The sequence below is a fragment of the Salinivibrio sp. ML290 genome (assembly GCF_001995695.1).
Lineage (GTDB): Bacteria > Pseudomonadota > Gammaproteobacteria > Enterobacterales > Vibrionaceae > Salinivibrio > Salinivibrio siamensis.
The window spans coordinates 88,220-104,376 of record NZ_MUEY01000003.1 but is presented as its reverse complement, the minus strand read 5'-3'; the positions used below and the strand labels follow the sequence as shown (position 1 = coordinate 104,376).

Below are 16,157 nucleotides of genomic sequence, written 5' to 3'. Positions count from 1 at the left end.
ATTACGCCCCGGAGAGGACATCGGCAAATTGCAATACATTGATTAACACCAAGCCAATAACCGCCGCGGCAATCAGATAATAAATGGTGGGTAAGACGGTTTTCCGCAGGGTCACGCCCTCACGGCCGAGTAAGCCGACCGTCGCGGATGCTGCGACCACATTATGGATGGCGATCATGTTGCCAGCTGCGGCACCAACGGCTTGCAGGGCAATTACCACCACGGTCGATGCGCCTAACGTTTGTGCCACTTCAAACTGAAACTGGCTAAACATCATATTGGACACCGTATTGGAGCCAGCAATAAAAGCGCCCAACGCCCCAATGGTGGCGCTTAACGCTGGGAAGCCATTCCCCACTAAATCGGCCGCAAAGCGTGCGGTCATGACTGGCATACTCACCAAATCAGCACCATTAACGCCTGAGTTAATAAAAATCCGTACCATGGGAATGGTAAACACCAAGACAAATCCTGCGCCAATCAGTGTTTTACTCGATTCACGCGCAGCCGTTACCAGCGGTGACAATTGACGCGTTTGCAGCAACACGGCTAATAAAGCCACGAACGCAAGGATACCGCCCGGTAGATAAAGTGGCTGAATGGCGGCGTTGACCCCTGTTTCACCAAACAAAGAGGAGAAACCGAGGCTGACATCGGTCAGTGCCGTCTTGACCGTCGGGCTAACGCGGCTGATCACCAAGAAAACCGCCAACAAAATATAAGGGGTCCAGGCCATGGCCATGCTCATCGGCTTTTCTTGAACCTTAAGATCCATCTTCAGCGAGCCCAGCCAATGGGTTGGCCACGTCGACTCGTCATCAAAGTCCCACTGGTTTTTCGGCACTAAAAAGCCTTTACGTGCCGCGGTGGTCACAAGCACAATCCCTGCTAGACCTCCGAGTAATGAAGGGAATTCGGGTCCTAACAACCAGCCGGTGAGGGCATAAGGAACGGTGAATGCTAACCCGGCGAAAATCGCAAACGGCGCCACCTCTAAGCCTTCTTTCCAGCTCTTGTTCTTGCCGAAAAATCGGGTCAACATCATTGCCATTAGCAAAGGCATCAGTGTGCCAATTACCGCGTGAATAAACGACACTTGCGTGGTAATAGACTGCAGGTAGGTTGCCCAATCACTGCCATTGGCGGTGAGTGTTTGCCCAATTGCATGGCTGTCTAACCCTTTGTTTACGCCCACGATAATAGGTGTGCCCACTGCGCCGAAGGAGACAGGCGTAGATTGAATCATCATCCCCACCACAACCGCGGCGAGAGCAGGGAAGCCGATGGCGACCAATAACGGCGCCGCAATGGCAGCGGGAGTGCCGAAGCCTGATGCCCCTTCAATGAACGAGCCAAAGCACCATGCAATGATGATGGCCTGAATACGCCTATCATCGGAGATGGTGGTAAAGCCGTTGCGAATTACGGTAATCGCGCCAGTGTGCTTTAAGGTGTTGAGCAAAAGGATGGCACCAAACACGATCCAAAGTACGGCTGCTGTAATGATTAAACCTTGTGCGATGGAGGCCGATACGCGTGCCGCACTCATCTGCCACTGGAAGAGTGCGATTAAGACTGTCATGATAAAGGCAACGGGCATCGCCTTCTTGGCTGGCCAATTTAAGCCGACCAGTAAGATAGCCGCGACCACGATGGGTGAGAACGCGACGAGGGCGTATAGGGTATCTGTCATAAGGGTTCCTTATTAGGTGTCTCTTCCGTTGAATCACGTTGAATAAACAAGTCACCAATGTGTTGTTATTTTGCTGACAGCTCGGTGACTCGATGTTAACCGTATGTGACATTACGCGTTTGCATTTTTCTGATATATGGAAATAATGAAAATAATTACTTCCATAATTGACATAATATGCCGAAAACAGATGATCTTGTCCTCTTTGCTCAAGTCGCCGAATTAGGCTCTTTTAGCAAGGTAGCGGAAATAAATTCCCTGACAAATTCCGTAGTTAGCAAGCGGATTAAAAAGCTCGAAGAGGGGTTGGGAGTGCAGCTTTTGTATCGCACCACGCGTAAGCTGACACTGACTGATGCCGGACGTACCTTGTATCAAGGTGCAAAAAATGTGAAGCAGGCCGCTGATGAAGCCTTTGATGCGGTCGCAGGGTTTGGGGAGGCGATAACGGGCCAAATAAAAATTTCAGTGCCGACCATTTCTGGGGAACTGTTGTTGGCCGAAGCGGTGGCGGCGTTTTGTGGGCAATACCCTGGTCTCAACATCGATATGTCGTTGGACAATCGCTTTGTTGATTTAATTGATGAGGGGTTTGATCTGGTTATCCGCACCGGCTACCTCGAGGACTCTAGCTTAATTGCTCGCCATATTATCGACTCACAATGGGTGGTATGTGCGGCGCCCAGCTATATTGCGCGTCATGGGCGGCCGCAACATCCTATCGAGTTAAAACAGCATAATTGTCTGCAATATGCCTACCAAACCACGGGAGCCAGTGACTGGGAGTTTAAAGGCGAGCATAAAAACCAAGTGATTAAAGTGGCCGGCAACTTTTCGACCGATAACCCTATCGCCCTACGACAAGGTGCGCTAAGTGGCCATGGCATCGCGTATGTACCGCGTTGTTTGGTGTATGACGATTTGATGCAGGGCGTATTGGTTGATCTTTTTCCTGACCAAGTGGGCAAAAAACTCGGGATTTATGCGGTATACCCATTCACTCGCCAGCCGCCTAAAAAAGTACGTTTGCTGATAGAGCACATCCGCAATAAATACCTTGCGATTCAACACTGCTTTTAGAAAGCACCACGTGGTTAATATACTGCGCCCACGTGGTGATAGAGACGCCATTGTTATTTAAGCATTCTGGCCATTTCACGCCCTGAGCCAATGACATCGTCGATATTAGCGACCACGGTTTTAGGCAAACCGAGAATGTTGTACTCGAGCTGCTGGTCGAGCCAATCAAGCTTAGAGTCGGTGGTAACAAACTCGCCCCAAGCGGCGTCAATTTTGTTGGCTAAGCGAAGTATGCCCGCCAATGGCGAAAACTGCTCATCGTGTACGGGCGAAAACTGATAACGAATTGCATCGCTTAAGCGCTGGGGAAAGTTCCAAGTTTGTGCGAGCTCTCCACCTAACTCGGCGCTGGTGATCCCCAAAATAAGCTGCTGGGCTTCTTGCTTGGGCTTACCCGCCTCCATGTGCAGATTGATACGGTCCAGCTTGTCGTAAGCGGTGGTCATGATCAGCAGCTCACCGAGATTATGGAGCATGCCGGCGGTAAATGCTTCGTTACCGTCCATTCTTAATGCGTTTGCTAAGGCTTTACTCAAGGTTGCAATTTCGAAAGTGTGTTGCCAAAACGCATCCATATCCACTTCGTCATCGACGTCAAAGGCACTCATCAGTGCACTAGACACCACCAGAGTTCTCACAGGTCCTAGACCTAGCCGGATAACGGCCTCGTTGACAGAGCCCACGTTTCGGGCGCGGCCAAAATAGGCTGAATTAGACAAGCGAAGCACTCGCGCGGAAATGATCTGGTCGTAGGCGATTTTTTCAGCGATTTGATTAAGCTCAGCGTCATGGCTGTTGACCAACTCAATCAACTCTTGCACGACTTTGGGGATTTTCGGGAGACGATCGATAAGCTCGACCAAGCTATTGGATTCCATAACAACTTCCTTCAGCGTTGGCTCTGATGTAACTATAGATCAGAGCCAAAGGCTTCAGGGAAGAAAATTACTCCGTGGCGGGCGCAGCGCAGTAGGCCTGTTTTCTGGCATTAAAACGCTCTACTAGGTTTTGAATGGCCTCTTCGCAGTAGGGGCGCAAACCACTGGCAACCATCGTTTTACATCCGTGTCCCACACGCCGCCCATCGACAATAAAATCAAAAGCAAGATCGACTTTTCCGCGTTTGCCGCTCACTTGCATCACCGAATCCGATAAAGCGACATCGGCAGAGTTGATTGAGAGATCATCAAACGCCAAGCTCATTTTCTCGTACATGACGAGTGGACGTTCAGTGTTGATCATCATTTGTTGCTCCCGCATTAGCGGCACCATGATATGCGGGAAGTTCTTACCGGAAAACTGCACGTAGTGCTCGGCGATCTCTGTTGCTAATGCTTTATCGTGACGTGTCTGTCCATGGCGTGTCATGGTGAGATAAAGCTTTTGATTATCGTCGACGACGGTAACGCCATCGTCTGTTTCGATAATCGACAAGGGCGTGTTGGCACTGATCATGCCATTGAACTGAATCTCGATTTGCTCGCTGATCCCTGTTTTGGCCAATAAGATAGAAAGCAGCAAATCCCCGGGCACACAGAACCGTGAAGCGTCTGTGTCATGAATCGGGTTAAAGTCGCCGGCGATACGTTTAGCAAAGTCACTTGCTTGCTGGCGAGTAAAAATCAGTTTGCCATCTTGCTCAGTGTAATAATGTTCTAATTTCATAATGGATAACAGATGCGAGAAATAAGCCGACATTGTAACCCAAGCGAAGCGCGGCATTGGTCTAGCCAGTCGTTGCATTATCTTTTTGTGATTAGAGTCAACGACTAAGGTCTAAACCCTTACTACTTCAATGGTAAGCGTGAGAGTGTTATAAAATAGATAAACAGGTCACTTGCATAGGAACGGCGTATGGCATTCCCTTATCGACACATCGTAGTTTTGACAGGCGCGGGAATATCTGCAGAGTCAGGGATTAGAACCTTTCGAGATCAAGATGGCCTTTGGGAAGAGCATCATATTGAAGACGTTGCAACGCCTGAGGGCTTTGAGAGAAACCCGACCCTTGTTCAACAGTTTTATAATGATCGTCGGCGGCAGTTACAAGGAGAGATCATCCCCAATCCGGCCCATGAGGCACTGGCACGCCTAGAGCAGGAAACCGAGGCCAGTGTGCTCGTTGTGACCCAAAACATTGATAATCTCCACGAGCGCGCCGGCACGCACAATATCATTCATATGCATGGTGAGCTGTTAAAGGCGCGTTGTAGCCACTCGCAGCAAACCATCGATTGGACGGGTGATATCCAGGTGTCCGATCACTGCCATTGTTGCCAGATGCCCGCACCGTTGAGGCCACACGTGGTGTGGTTCGGAGAGATGCCTCTGGGAATGGGGAAAATTCATGATGCACTCAATCAAGCGGATCTGTTTGTTTCTATTGGCACCTCTGGGGCGGTGTATCCAGCGGCGGGGTTTGTGCACGAAGCGGCGATGCATGGTGCGCACACTATTGAAATAAACTTGGAGCCCAGCGCTGTGGAAAGTGAATTTAATGAGCGGCGTTACGGGAAGGCGAGCACGCTCGTGCCGAAGCTGGTGGAGGAAATTCTGGCACTGGAGCAGTAACGCAAGAGGATACAGATAGAAAAAAGGGCTGCTGATGGAATAGCAGCCCTAGCGCAAGGGTTACTTTAACCTGTCTTTCGCGAGCCATTGCGAGCACATGACCAACACTAACGACACCAATAACATGATAGTGGCAAGTGCATTCACTTCGGGTGATACGCCCACTTTAACCATCGAATAAATCTTTAAGGGCAAAATTTCATAGCTTGGCCCGGTCACAAATGAGCTAACGATAACGTCGTCCAGCGAAAGGGTAAAACTCAGTAGCCAACCTGCACCGACCGCAGGAGCCGCCAGTGGCAAAATAATCTTGGTGAGGATCACCCATTCGCTCGCGCCTAAATCACGCGCGGCTTCAAGCATTTTAACGTCAAAGCCATTTAAGCGACTGTATACCGTGACGACCACGAATGGTAGGCAGAAAGTAATATGAGAGAGCAGTAGGGTTAAAAATCCCAGTTGCGCGCCCATCAACACAAATAGCGCCAATAACGAAATAGCCATCACAATGTCCGGGGACATCATCACCACAAAAAGCATGCCATTTACAAACTGTTTACCGCGAAAGCGGTAGCGAAAGAGGGCAACGGCAGTCAAGCTACCAATCATGGCGGCAGCACTAGCAGAAAAGACCGCAATGGTTAATGAGTTACCCGCCGCTTGCATCAGGCTATGATTATTGACCAGCTGCCCATACCACTCCCAAGTAAAGCCTTTCCAACTCATGCCAAATTTGCTGGCATTGAACGAGTTAACGATCAACACCAGAATTGGGATGTAAAGGAAGGCGTAAACCAAGGAGAGAAAACTATTCCTTAGCCACCGGATCATGATAAGGCCTCCTTGCGATTCATCCACTTACCCACACGCCAATATGCAAACAGCAACAGGCCCATTAACACCGTCAGAGAGATACTGGCGGCTGAGCCAAATGGCCAATCACGAACGTTCAAAATCTGGCTCTTAATCACATTGCCGATCAGTAGGTTTTTCGCTCCCCCCAGCAAATCCGAGACGTAGAACATGCCTAGAGCGGGAAGAATGACCAGCAAACTGCCAGCAATAATACCGGGTGTGGTCAATGGCAGGATCACACGCACAAAACACTGGAATTTGTTGGCGCCTAAATCACGCGCCGCTTCAAGGTAGCTGCGATCGAGTTTCTCGATGCTCGAGTACAAAGGCAGGATCATAAATGGCAGCAAAATATAGACAAGGCCAACCATCACCGCATACTCGGTGTACATGATGCGAACGGGGCGTTCTATCAAGCCAAGCCACATCATGCTTTCATTGAGTAGCCCACGGGTACCAAGAAATATTTTTAGCCCGTACGTACGGATCAAGGAATTGGTCCAAAACGGAACAATCACTAAAAACAGCATCAAAGGACGTGTATTTTTAGGCATTTTGGCAATGATAAACGCAAATGGATAGCCAATGAGTAGGCAGATCAGGGTTGCCAAGGCCGCCATGTAGAAAGAGTGCCAGACTACTTTCGCATAAAGAGGATCGAGCAGTTTCGCATAATTGCTCAGCGTGAAGGTCATCTCGACAAGATCGGCGTCATCGCGCGTTAAAAAACTGGTCGCGATAATCATTAGGTTGGGTAAAAAAACAAAGATCAGCAACCAACCTACGACCAAACCCACGATGGCGGTTTGCAGATTAAGCTTTTTCATCGGCCAGCACCACCTCCCAGCTTTCTACCCACGTCAGAGCCACTTTCTGATCGATGGAGTGATCGACGTCTGGGTCATCTTCATTGAAGAACTCACTCACCATCACGGTTTGCCCTGATGGCAACTCGAGGACCGAGTCGAGGGTCATGCCTTTGTAATTTCGCTCGCGGACGTAGCCCACAATACCATTGGGCTTGGCATTACCATGAATTTCTTCCAAGCGGATGTCTTCAGGACGAAGCAATACCTTGATAGCGTCACCCGGATGCACATCGAGCTTGCAATAGACCTCACACTCACGTGATTCGACTCGGGCCCAAATACGTTTGTCATCGATGCGTTTAATCACATTGGCATCAAAGACATTGATTTCACCAATAAAGCGTGCCACGAACAAATTCTTAGGCTCTTCATATATCTCACGCGGTGAGCCGTCTTGCTCGATTTCGCCATCACGCATAACGATAATACGATCTGACATCGACAGGGCTTCTTCTTGGTCGTGGGTAACGAAGATAAACGTAATCCCCAGTTTGCGTTGCAGCTGTTTCAGCTCCATCTGCATTTGTTTACGCAGTTTGTAATCGAGTGCAGAGAGGGATTCATCCAGCAAGAGCACGCTCGGTTTATTCACCACGGCGCGTGCAATCGCGATACGTTGCTGCTGTCCGCCAGACAATTGATGAGGTTTACGAGAGGCATAATGGTCAAGCTGTACCATTCGCAGCGCTTCCATCACCCGAGGTTCAATATGGTGATGATTCACGCCCTGCATGCGCAGGCCAAATGCGACGTTTTCAAACACTGTCATATGTGGGAAAAGCGCATAGCTTTGAAAGACAGTGTTTACATTGCGTTTTTCTGCTGGGAGGGTCGTGACATCTTTGCCATCAATAACGACAGCACCACTGTCGGCATCTTCCAGCCCCGCAATCAAACGCAGTACGGTTGTTTTGCCACAGCCTGAAGGGCCAAGGATCGTTAGGAATTCTCCGTTATTGACCGTTAGGTTGAAACGGGAGATGATTTCTTTGCCGTCGAAACTTTTGGTTAGTGACGCGAGCTCGACAACCGGTTTGTGAGATACATTTGCGTGCTTCAATGGTTCGTTCTCTCTCTACCTGGCAAATTGTCTTGTACATTCGTACCCATAAAACAGACGGCGCATAATAGACGCGTGTCAGTCGAAGTTAAAGCAGTTTTTCGCTCGTTTTGGCACTTTGGTGTCTGTTGTTCGATAAGGTGTCCAGCCTAAACCAGACCATTGTCAACGCAAAGCTGATCTGGTTATTTTTCCTTATTTGTCAGAATGATTTTTGGCTATGGGTTACAGTCAGATATACTGGGTGCATTAGTCATGATAGATAACGATTATGAGTCAACAAGAATACAACAATGCTTTACATATCGGTGGGTCGGTAGAAACAGCGCTAAACGGTCGCTACCGGCTCGATCCTTTTGAGATAATCAAAGAAGCCTTCTCTCAGACCTTCAAGCACTTTTGGTCGTTTTTGCCCGCCACCTTGTGCTTATTCGCGACTCAAATAGGTATCTTAATGCTGATGCTGACGTTGTTGTTGGGGGCGCCGTCGCATTTATTTGAGGCATTGGTCGGTCAACGTGAGCTCACCACAGATATGATTTCATCCGTGTGGTTAGCGAATTTTACTTCCGAGGTTCTGATTGCGCCATTATATGCGGGGGCGAGCTTAATGGGCTTGAGTCACGCTATAGGCTTTCGCTCTAAACCACGCCATCTACTAAAAGGGCTCGTGTTTGCTTTACCCGTGACGGTCGTGATCTGCCTGTCGGCGACATTGCAAAGTGTGGCGAGCATGATTTTTCCATTACTGAGCCTTTATGTTGCGATGGYKTTTTCCATGKCGCCGTTATTGATTTGTGAAAAACGCCTCACGCCGGTTAAAGCTCTCACCGTATCCTTCCGGGCGGTAAACAAGAAATTGTTCCAAATGGCAACCATTTATGCCGTTGTCGGCGTGCTATTTCTCATTTCTTTTGCCACCGCTGGCTTTGCCTTGGTTTGGGCGTTACCCTTTCTCTTCAATGTTAAAGGTGTGATTTACCGAGAAATGTTTGGCGTTGGTGTGGAGGTGACAGTGTCACAAAATGAGAATGAAGAAAGAGCGTCGAATAGTACGACTCCGTCGTCATCTGACCAAGACACCTTTGACGCTTGATTCGCTTTGAGCCTGCAACTGGAGTTCTGATGAAAAAACTAGCCAGTGTACTGGTTTTGCTGGGAATGGTGAGTGTCCCGGCCAGTGCCGATACATACCGTTTTAGCTATAGCAAGCTATTTACTCAGCTTAAACATAACGTGGAAGAAGGGCATCCCGATATTGGTGTGGCGTACTTTATGGTCTCGGCCGAGTCGGGAGAGGTTTGCCCGATTTCTCGCGCATGGATGAGCAAGGAAGAGCATTATGAAGCCTTTGATATTCCAGCCTCTCAAGCGCTGCCGCTTCCTCTCGATAACCAGCTCCGCAAAGTGAACCCGGATGTCTTTGTTGAAACGCCCGCCGATCGTAACTGCGATATTTCGTTCCAGGTATTGGTTGAGCAGCCAGTAGGAAAGAAATTAACCAGCCAGCAGATTCAGGGCTGGTTGCCTCAGATGGATACGATGATGGAAAATTTAGGCGGGATGTTTGCTTCTTGGTTTATGCCGAAGACACAGGGAGTCGTCTTGCATTTTGCGCCCTCGGTGACTGGTGCGGTGACTAGCAGTGAGGGAACAAAATACCCAATCGATGCTCACCAAGCCATTATAGATGTCAATCATCTTGGCGAAAGCGCCACGTTAACGCTGCCAGACGCTCCCATCAAGGTGTCGCCTTGGTTGCCGAAAAACGGATAAACGGGAAAAGACTTCAAGTCTACACTGAGCTTCAAAGACATAATGCGCACGATGTAGAAGGCAGAAACGACAAAAAACGCCCACTGTTTAAAGTGGGCGTTTTTATTAGCAGGCCATTTAGGGCCAACGACAATTCTGTCATGCTTCAAACATTATGTGCCGACATTGACCACGTCGAGTGATAAGTTGGGGTCAACCTCGACAGGGCTTTCTGAAACGGGCGCCGGATCGGTAAAGTTTTCCTTATCGAATGCGGTATCACCATCCCCCTCAAACGTCATACCCGCTGCGACGGATTTAAAATCAAACAGCTCGGTATCGGCCATATGCGAGGGGACGATATTTTGCATTGCTCGGAACATCGTCTCAATGCGGCCTGGGTAGCGCTTGTCCCAATCTCGGAGCATATCTTTGATCACTTGGCGTTGTAGGTTGGGCTGTGAGCCACAAAGGTTACACGGAATGATCGGGAAGGCTTTTTGCTCTGAATAACGCTCAATGTCTTTTTCTCGGCAATAGGCCAGTGGACGGATCACCACATGTTCGCCGTTATCAGAGACGAGCTTCGGTGGCATGCCTTTCATCTTGCCGCCATAGAACATGTTCAAGAACAAGGTCTCTAGTATGTCATCTCGGTGATGGCCCAATGCAATTTTGGTGGCCCCCAGCTCTTTCGCTGTGCGATATAAGATCCCGCGGCGAAGTCGCGAGCATAGTGAACAGGTTGTCTTGCCCTCTGGCACTTTCTCTTTGACGATGGAGTAAGTGTCTTCTTCAACAATTTTGTACTCGACGCCCAAGCCCTCTAAATACTCTGGCAAAATGTGCTCAGGAAACCCAGGTTGCTTTTGATCTAAGTTGACCGCAATGAGTTGGAATGAAACTGGCGCGCTCTTTTGCAGGCTTTGCAACATATCAAGCAAGGTATAGCTATCTTTTCCGCCTGATAAGCAAACCATGATGCGATCGCCATCTTCGATCATATTAAAGTCGGCAATCGCTTGTCCGGTGTTGCGACGAATGCGCTTTTGCAGTTTATTAAATCCGTATTTTTGTGCTTTGCTCAGCTCTTCGGTGCTCATAAGTACTATCGCGTTGTCAGGCAAGGTAAACGCATTACACTGCCAGTGTGCATGAATGGCGGGTATGATACGGATTTTGACCACAAATGCCAGTCACCCGCAGGCAGTGAATGCCACTGCCTGCTGTATGATGGAATGAGAAAGGTTAATCGTTAGCGCGAGGGTCGAGTGGGCTAATGTAACCATCAGGTTTGATGGCAAGTAAGTCACAGTCGAGTTGATCAATCATATGCTCTGCGGTATTCCCAATGAACACCGCGGATAAGCCAGTGCGCCCTGTGGTCCCGAGAATGACAAGCTCTGCATCCAGCTCCCGGGCAATGTTAGGGATAACATCTTCCGGCAATCCTTCTTGGACATGCGTGCGTGTTTCTTCGATGTGATGGCGCTGACGCAAGGCTTTCATTGCGGTGAGATGATGACCTCGTACCGCATCGGTATACGATGTTGGATCAAAGTCAGGCAGCTCGATAGTAATATTCACCGGCGTAGCAGGGTAGGCGTTAGCCAGGTGCAACTCAGCCCCTAGCATGGCACTCATGATATTCCCTTCATCGACCAATTTGTCGTTGAGCTCAGCGTGAGTTTCGGTTTCAGATGCCACATGAACAGAGGCGACTATCTTGCCTTTATCTGGCCAACCATGATCTTTAACTAATAACACTGAACTTGGGCATTTGCGTAACAAGTGCCAATCGGTGGGAGTAAAGATGACAGAGCCTAGTGTGTCGTGCTGGTGTGTCGCTTTAACCACCAAATCGTGGTGGTGGCTCAGCACGCGTTCGACAATCGCTTCGTAAGGGCGGTTATGCCATACCACGACTTTTTCGATCTCACATTCTTGAGCTTGGTGCGTTTGAATAACCTCATTCATCCATTCTTCACGCTGGTGCATCACACCTTGGCGCATTGCTTGCCGCTCATCTGATGAGAGCATAGATGTCATTTCGTATGAAAAGTCATAAATGGCAAGAAAGAGGGTGAGCTTAACCTTTGCATCACTTCGCTGGCTAAGCGTGACCGCACGTGAAAGTGCAGGTTGTTGTTCTTGGGAAGGATCAATGACGACGAGCAGGTTCGTGTACCTAGACATATCTGCCTCCTTTGCACAGATGCATCGGTTAATTTCACTTTAACCTACTTAGTCCGTTCACGCGAAAGAAATTGTTCACCATTGAGCAAAAAAGAGAAATGGCGCATAAAGCGCCATTTATTAACAACTTATTTACTTTTATTCGCTAAACAAAGCACTCTTCATCCGCAAGACGTGCAAGCTCTTCTAAGTTTAGAACCGTAATGTATTTACCTTTGACGGCCAATATTTCTGACTTTTGGAAGCGGCCCAATAAGCGACTGATAGTTTCAACGGTGAGACCTAGGTAGTTACCAATATCACCTCGTGTCATGGTAAGGCGGAACTCTCGCGGAGAGAATCCACGCTGAGCAAAGCGCTTTGAGAGGCTATAAAGGAAAGCGGCCAGACGTTCTTCAGCTGTTTTCTTCGATAACAGCAAAATCATATCCTGATCACCTTTTATCTCATTGCTCATTAGTCGCATGATTTGTTGGCGAAGCTTGGGCATTTTCCCAGAGAGGTCATCAAGTGTGTCGTAGGGGATCTCACAAATCATTGACGTTTCTAGCGCTTGAGCAAAGCTGGGGTGCTCACTATCGTTAATAGCGTCAAAGCCTACCAAATCGCCGGCGAGATGGAAGGCAGTTATCTGCTCATCACCTTGTTCTGTGATTGTGTAGGTCTTAACCGTACCTGAACGAATCGCATACAGCGCTCGTAGATTATCACCGGCTTTGAACAGTTCTTGGCCTTTCTGAATAGGTTTTTTTCGCTCAATGATGCTATCCAGTTGATCCAACTCTTGCTCATTTAACGTAAAGGGAATACACAGTTGGCTAATACTGCAATCTTGACAATGAATTGCGCAGCCGCCTGACTGAACCCGCCGAGTGATGATCTTATTCGACACCATACACCTGCCTAAAATTGATAAACGTCAATATACATATTACACCATGATTGTGTGCCAGGTCGACCTTATATCAGGAGTTTGAGGGCGGAGTAAGCCGTATAAAAACCATAAAGCGCCAACATTGTGGCACATATCAAACGCAGTGCGTGGTTGTTAAGAATGGGCTTTATCCGCTCGGCAAGGGCACCAACGGTTAACATCGCCGGTAGCGTCCCTAATCCAAACCCAAGCATCACAAGGCCGCCCCCGGATGCGCTGCCAGCAACGGCGGCCCAACTCAGCGCGGAGTAAACGAGCCCACAGGGGAGCCAGCCCCACACAAGGCCAAAAGGATAGGCATATAATGGCGAACGCAGTGGCATTAGCTTGGACGTTAGCGGAGAAATAAATCGCCAGAGTTTGCTACCCAGCCGTTCAATATAGCTAAGGCCATTCCATACTTGAGCCATATAGGCTGCCAATAGCAACATCATAATGGCCGCAAACAGCCGCAATACCGCAAGATGCTGTGTTAAATCAGACAAAGCAAGCAATGAAGCCACGGTACCACCGATCATTGCGCCGGCAAGGGTATACGAGCTGATACGCCCCAAGTCATCTTGCGTCGACGCGTGAGGTTCGGTTGGTTGGCTTGATTGTGAGCCGGCGTCTTTCTCCGGTTCTTCTTCATCAAAAAGGATCGAAGAGCCTTGTCGTTCTAGATCCTCGAATTGATCGGATTTGACGGCCCAGATAAACACGACGGCCGCCACGCAAACCAGCATAATGGCGATGGGGATCAAAATATACAAACTAGCCATAACGCTAATCCTCTTTTTTGTTAAGTAGGCGCAGCGAGTTAGACACGACAATGATTGAGCTTGCTGACATACCTACCACCGCTATGTAAGGGGCGACATAGCCCATAACCGCCAAAGGCAGAATGGTGATGTTGTAGCCTAAAGCCCAAATTAAGTTTTCGCGGATAATACGGCGAGTTTGCTGGGCAAGCTGCCTGGCGGTCAGTAGTTTTTCCAAATCGTCACTCAGCAACACCATATCGGCGGACGATTTAGCGATATCAGTGCCTCCTCCCATCGCAACCGACAAGTGGGCACCGGCTAAAACGGGGGCATCATTGACGCCATCACCCACCATTAAGGTCACGGTATCATCATCAAGGCTTTGAAGGTACGCCAATTTTCCTTGAGGAGATACCCCTGAAATCACAGAATCAATGCCGAGCTGGTTAGCGACCTGTTCAACATTTCGCGATTGATCACCGGTTAGCATGGTGGTTTGGATCCCAGCTTGTTTAAATGCGGCTATCAAGCGTGCGCTACTGGGACGAATCGGATCGGTCAGTGAAAATGCGGCCACCACTTGCCCCTCGCAACTGAGCACGACGGGATAGGAATCATAGTGCGTTTTAGGCGAGGATAGAGCAAACGCCGCCTTGCCAATACGCCAATGCTGGCCATGGATCTCGCCGCTTACCCCTTGACCAATATGGTTGTCCGCCGCTTTGACTGTCAGAGACTCAGTCGCTTTTGATTGGAACGCGTTGGCGATAGGATGATTAGCAAACCCTTCTAAGCTGGCCGCAATATTCAAGGCCGATTGTTCGCTAATGTCAGCAGCAAACACGTGGACTGAATCAATTTTCACCTCACCCTCGGTCAGTGTACCTGTTTTATCAACCACCAATCGATTCACCTTGGTTAAGGTTTCTAAGACGTGACCTCGGCGTAACATGATGCCGAGCTGGCCAAAGGTCGATGTTGAGCAAGTCAGGGCCGTGGGGGTGGCGAGTGATAATGCGCAAGGGCAGGTCGCAACAAGCACGGATAGCATGATCCAAAAGGCATCGTCAGGTTGAACAAAATGCCAATAGAGCCAAGTCGATGCGGAAATAATTAAGATGGCGGCGACAAAGTAACGCGCGATATGGTCTGCCAACACTGCCACCTTGGGTTTTGCCATTTGAGCTTCATCTTGCAAACGCACAATATGAGCCACGAGAGATTCTTTGTGATTACTCGTTACACAAATATCGACATTCCCTTCCACATTCATGGTGCCGGCATAAACGGCATCACCCACTCGCTTAGTCTGAGGTAGTGACTCGCCTGTCAACATGGCTTCATCGACAGAGGTTGTGCCAGACAATATTTGTCCATCGGCAGGGAAGGGCTCACCGGGCAATACGCGAATGTTATCGTCTATTTTAAGACTGTTAGCTGGCACGGCTTCACCGTTAAGACGGCGCGCCATTTTGGGAACCAGTTTTAACAAGTTGGCGCTGGCTGCTGCTGCCGTGCGGCGTGCGCGCATTTCCAGAAAACGCCCGAGCAATAAGAAGAAGGTAAACATTGCCACCGATTCAAAAAAGACTTCGCCTTTTCCAGTGACAGTCGCGTACAGGCTTGAAAAGTAGGCAAATAACAGGGCAATAGAAACGGGGACATCCATTCCCAGTGTGCGTGCCTTAAGGTTGCGCCACGCATTGATATAAAAAGGTAACGCGGAATACAGCAAGACAGGCGTCGCGAAGATTAAACTTATCCACCGGAAGTAATTGCGAAAGGTTTCGTCCATATCGCCAAACACTTCGAAGTACATCGCCACGGCTAACATCATGACCTGCATGGTGGCCAAGCCAGCAATCCCCAATCGGTATAAGTACTGCTTCATGTTGCGGTGGTATTGTTGCTCTTGTCTGTCAGCCTCAAAAGGTGCCGCTTTATAACCTAGGTGATGAATGTGTGTGAGTATTGTACTCAGGGAAGTTTCACTCTCATCCCAACGCACCTGAGCGCGGTTAGTAGTGGTGTTGACCTGAATATGTGTGACGCCTGTTGTGCGTTGTAACTGCTTTTCAATCAGCCACGCACACGCAGCGCAGGAGACACCGTCAAGTGACAACGTCACCTCTTTTTGGTCTGCCACATCACGGACAAACTCTTGTTGTACATCTTGATTATCGTATAGCGTCAGTGATTTGAGCTCTTCGGGGACGAGGTCGGCCTTATCGGCGTTCTCTGTACGATACTGATAATAAGAACTCAAACCACTGTCTACGATCGTGGTTGCCACGGCTTGGCAGCCAGGGCAACACATAAGGCGGGGTTTATCGAAAATCACTACTTGGTAGGTGTCTCCTGTTAGTACAGGATCACCACAGTGATAACAAGGCGTGGTCAT

Annotated in this window: 15 protein-coding genes; 4 read left to right on the top strand and 11 right to left on the bottom strand. The window is 49.0% G+C overall.

Features of this window, described 5'->3' with window-relative positions:
- Position 1: 1 nt before the first annotated feature.
- Positions 2-1,693, bottom strand: a complete 1,692-nt coding sequence (locus BZG23_RS04100) for an L-lactate permease (RefSeq protein WP_077606204.1) — start codon at positions 1,691-1,693, stop codon at positions 2-4.
- A gap of 177 nt (positions 1,694-1,870) precedes the next feature.
- On the opposite strand from BZG23_RS04100, the gene BZG23_RS04095 reads away from it, so the two are divergent.
- Complete coding sequence (locus tag BZG23_RS04095; protein WP_046073247.1) at positions 1,871-2,773, top strand: LysR family transcriptional regulator; 903 nt, start codon at positions 1,871-1,873, stop codon at positions 2,771-2,773.
- A gap of 53 nt (positions 2,774-2,826) precedes the next feature.
- Here the strand turns inward: BZG23_RS04095 and BZG23_RS04090 are convergent, their stop codons facing one another.
- Complete coding sequence (locus tag BZG23_RS04090) at positions 2,827-3,651, bottom strand: HDOD domain-containing protein (protein WP_077606203.1); 825 nt, start codon at positions 3,649-3,651, stop codon at positions 2,827-2,829.
- A 67-nt stretch (positions 3,652-3,718) separates the two neighbouring features.
- Positions 3,719-4,438 carry a DUF3581 family protein gene (locus tag BZG23_RS04085; RefSeq protein ID WP_077606351.1) on the bottom strand — a complete coding sequence of 240 codons (720 nt, stop codon included), beginning with the start codon at positions 4,436-4,438 and terminating at the stop codon, positions 3,719-3,721.
- A 189-nt stretch (positions 4,439-4,627) separates the two neighbouring features.
- Here BZG23_RS04085 and cobB point away from each other — a divergent pair, with 189 nt between their 5' ends.
- Entirely contained in the window at positions 4,628-5,344 is a 717-nt protein-coding gene (gene cobB, locus BZG23_RS04080; RefSeq protein WP_077577819.1) for a Sir2 family NAD+-dependent deacetylase, read from the top strand.
- 60 nt (positions 5,345-5,404) lie between these two features.
- On the opposite strand, the gene potC is transcribed toward cobB, so the two are convergent.
- Genes potC through potA form a run of 3 tightly spaced genes read right to left on the bottom strand, consistent with a single transcriptional unit; the run spans position 5,405 to position 8,128 of the window.
- Positions 5,405-6,175, bottom strand: a complete 771-nt coding sequence (potC, locus tag BZG23_RS04075; protein WP_077577818.1) for a spermidine/putrescine ABC transporter permease PotC — start codon at positions 6,173-6,175, stop codon at positions 5,405-5,407.
- Positions 6,172-7,026: a spermidine/putrescine ABC transporter permease PotB gene (gene potB, locus BZG23_RS04070; RefSeq protein ID WP_077577817.1), complete on the bottom strand. Its 855-nt coding sequence runs from the start codon at positions 7,024-7,026 to the stop codon at positions 6,172-6,174. The genes potC and potB overlap by 4 nt, the downstream gene beginning before the upstream one ends.
- A complete protein-coding gene (gene potA / locus BZG23_RS04065) occupies positions 7,013-8,128 on the bottom strand; it encodes a spermidine/putrescine ABC transporter ATP-binding protein PotA (protein ID WP_046073242.1) in 1,116 nt (371 codons plus the stop codon). Before potA ends, potB begins: the two co-directional genes overlap by 14 nt.
- Before the next feature lie 271 nt (positions 8,129-8,399).
- Here potA and BZG23_RS04060 point away from each other — a divergent pair, with 271 nt between their 5' ends.
- Positions 8,400-9,224 carry a hypothetical protein gene (locus BZG23_RS04060; protein ID WP_077606202.1) on the top strand — a complete coding sequence of 275 codons (825 nt, stop codon included), beginning with the start codon at positions 8,400-8,402 and terminating at the stop codon, positions 9,222-9,224.
- 29 nt (positions 9,225-9,253) lie between these two features.
- Positions 9,254-9,904 (top strand): DUF2987 domain-containing protein, encoded by a 651-nt coding sequence (locus tag BZG23_RS04055; RefSeq protein ID WP_077606201.1) that lies wholly within the window; start codon positions 9,254-9,256, stop codon positions 9,902-9,904.
- Positions 9,905-10,056: 152 nt separating this feature from the next.
- Here BZG23_RS04055 and ttcA read toward each other — a convergent pair whose 3' ends face one another.
- The 5 genes from ttcA to BZG23_RS04030 all read right to left on the bottom strand — a co-directional run bounded on the left by ttcA (position 10,057) and on the right by BZG23_RS04030 (position 16,157).
- Complete coding sequence (ttcA, locus tag BZG23_RS04050) at positions 10,057-10,986, bottom strand: tRNA 2-thiocytidine(32) synthetase TtcA (RefSeq protein ID WP_077606200.1); 930 nt, start codon at positions 10,984-10,986, stop codon at positions 10,057-10,059.
- A 145-nt stretch (positions 10,987-11,131) separates the two neighbouring features.
- Positions 11,132-12,079 carry a universal stress protein UspE gene (gene uspE, locus BZG23_RS04045; protein WP_046073238.1) on the bottom strand — a complete coding sequence of 316 codons (948 nt, stop codon included), beginning with the start codon at positions 12,077-12,079 and terminating at the stop codon, positions 11,132-11,134.
- 145 nt (positions 12,080-12,224) lie between these two features.
- On the bottom strand, positions 12,225-12,974 hold the full coding sequence (locus BZG23_RS04040) for an FNR family transcription factor (protein ID WP_077606199.1): 750 nt from the start codon (positions 12,972-12,974) through the stop codon (positions 12,225-12,227).
- A 65-nt stretch (positions 12,975-13,039) separates the two neighbouring features.
- On the bottom strand, positions 13,040-13,774 hold the full coding sequence (gene ccoS / locus BZG23_RS04035; protein ID WP_077606198.1) for a cbb3-type cytochrome oxidase assembly protein CcoS: 735 nt from the start codon (positions 13,772-13,774) through the stop codon (positions 13,040-13,042).
- A gap of 4 nt (positions 13,775-13,778) precedes the next feature.
- A complete protein-coding gene (locus BZG23_RS04030; protein ID WP_077606197.1) occupies positions 13,779-16,157 on the bottom strand; it encodes a heavy metal translocating P-type ATPase in 2,379 nt (792 codons plus the stop codon).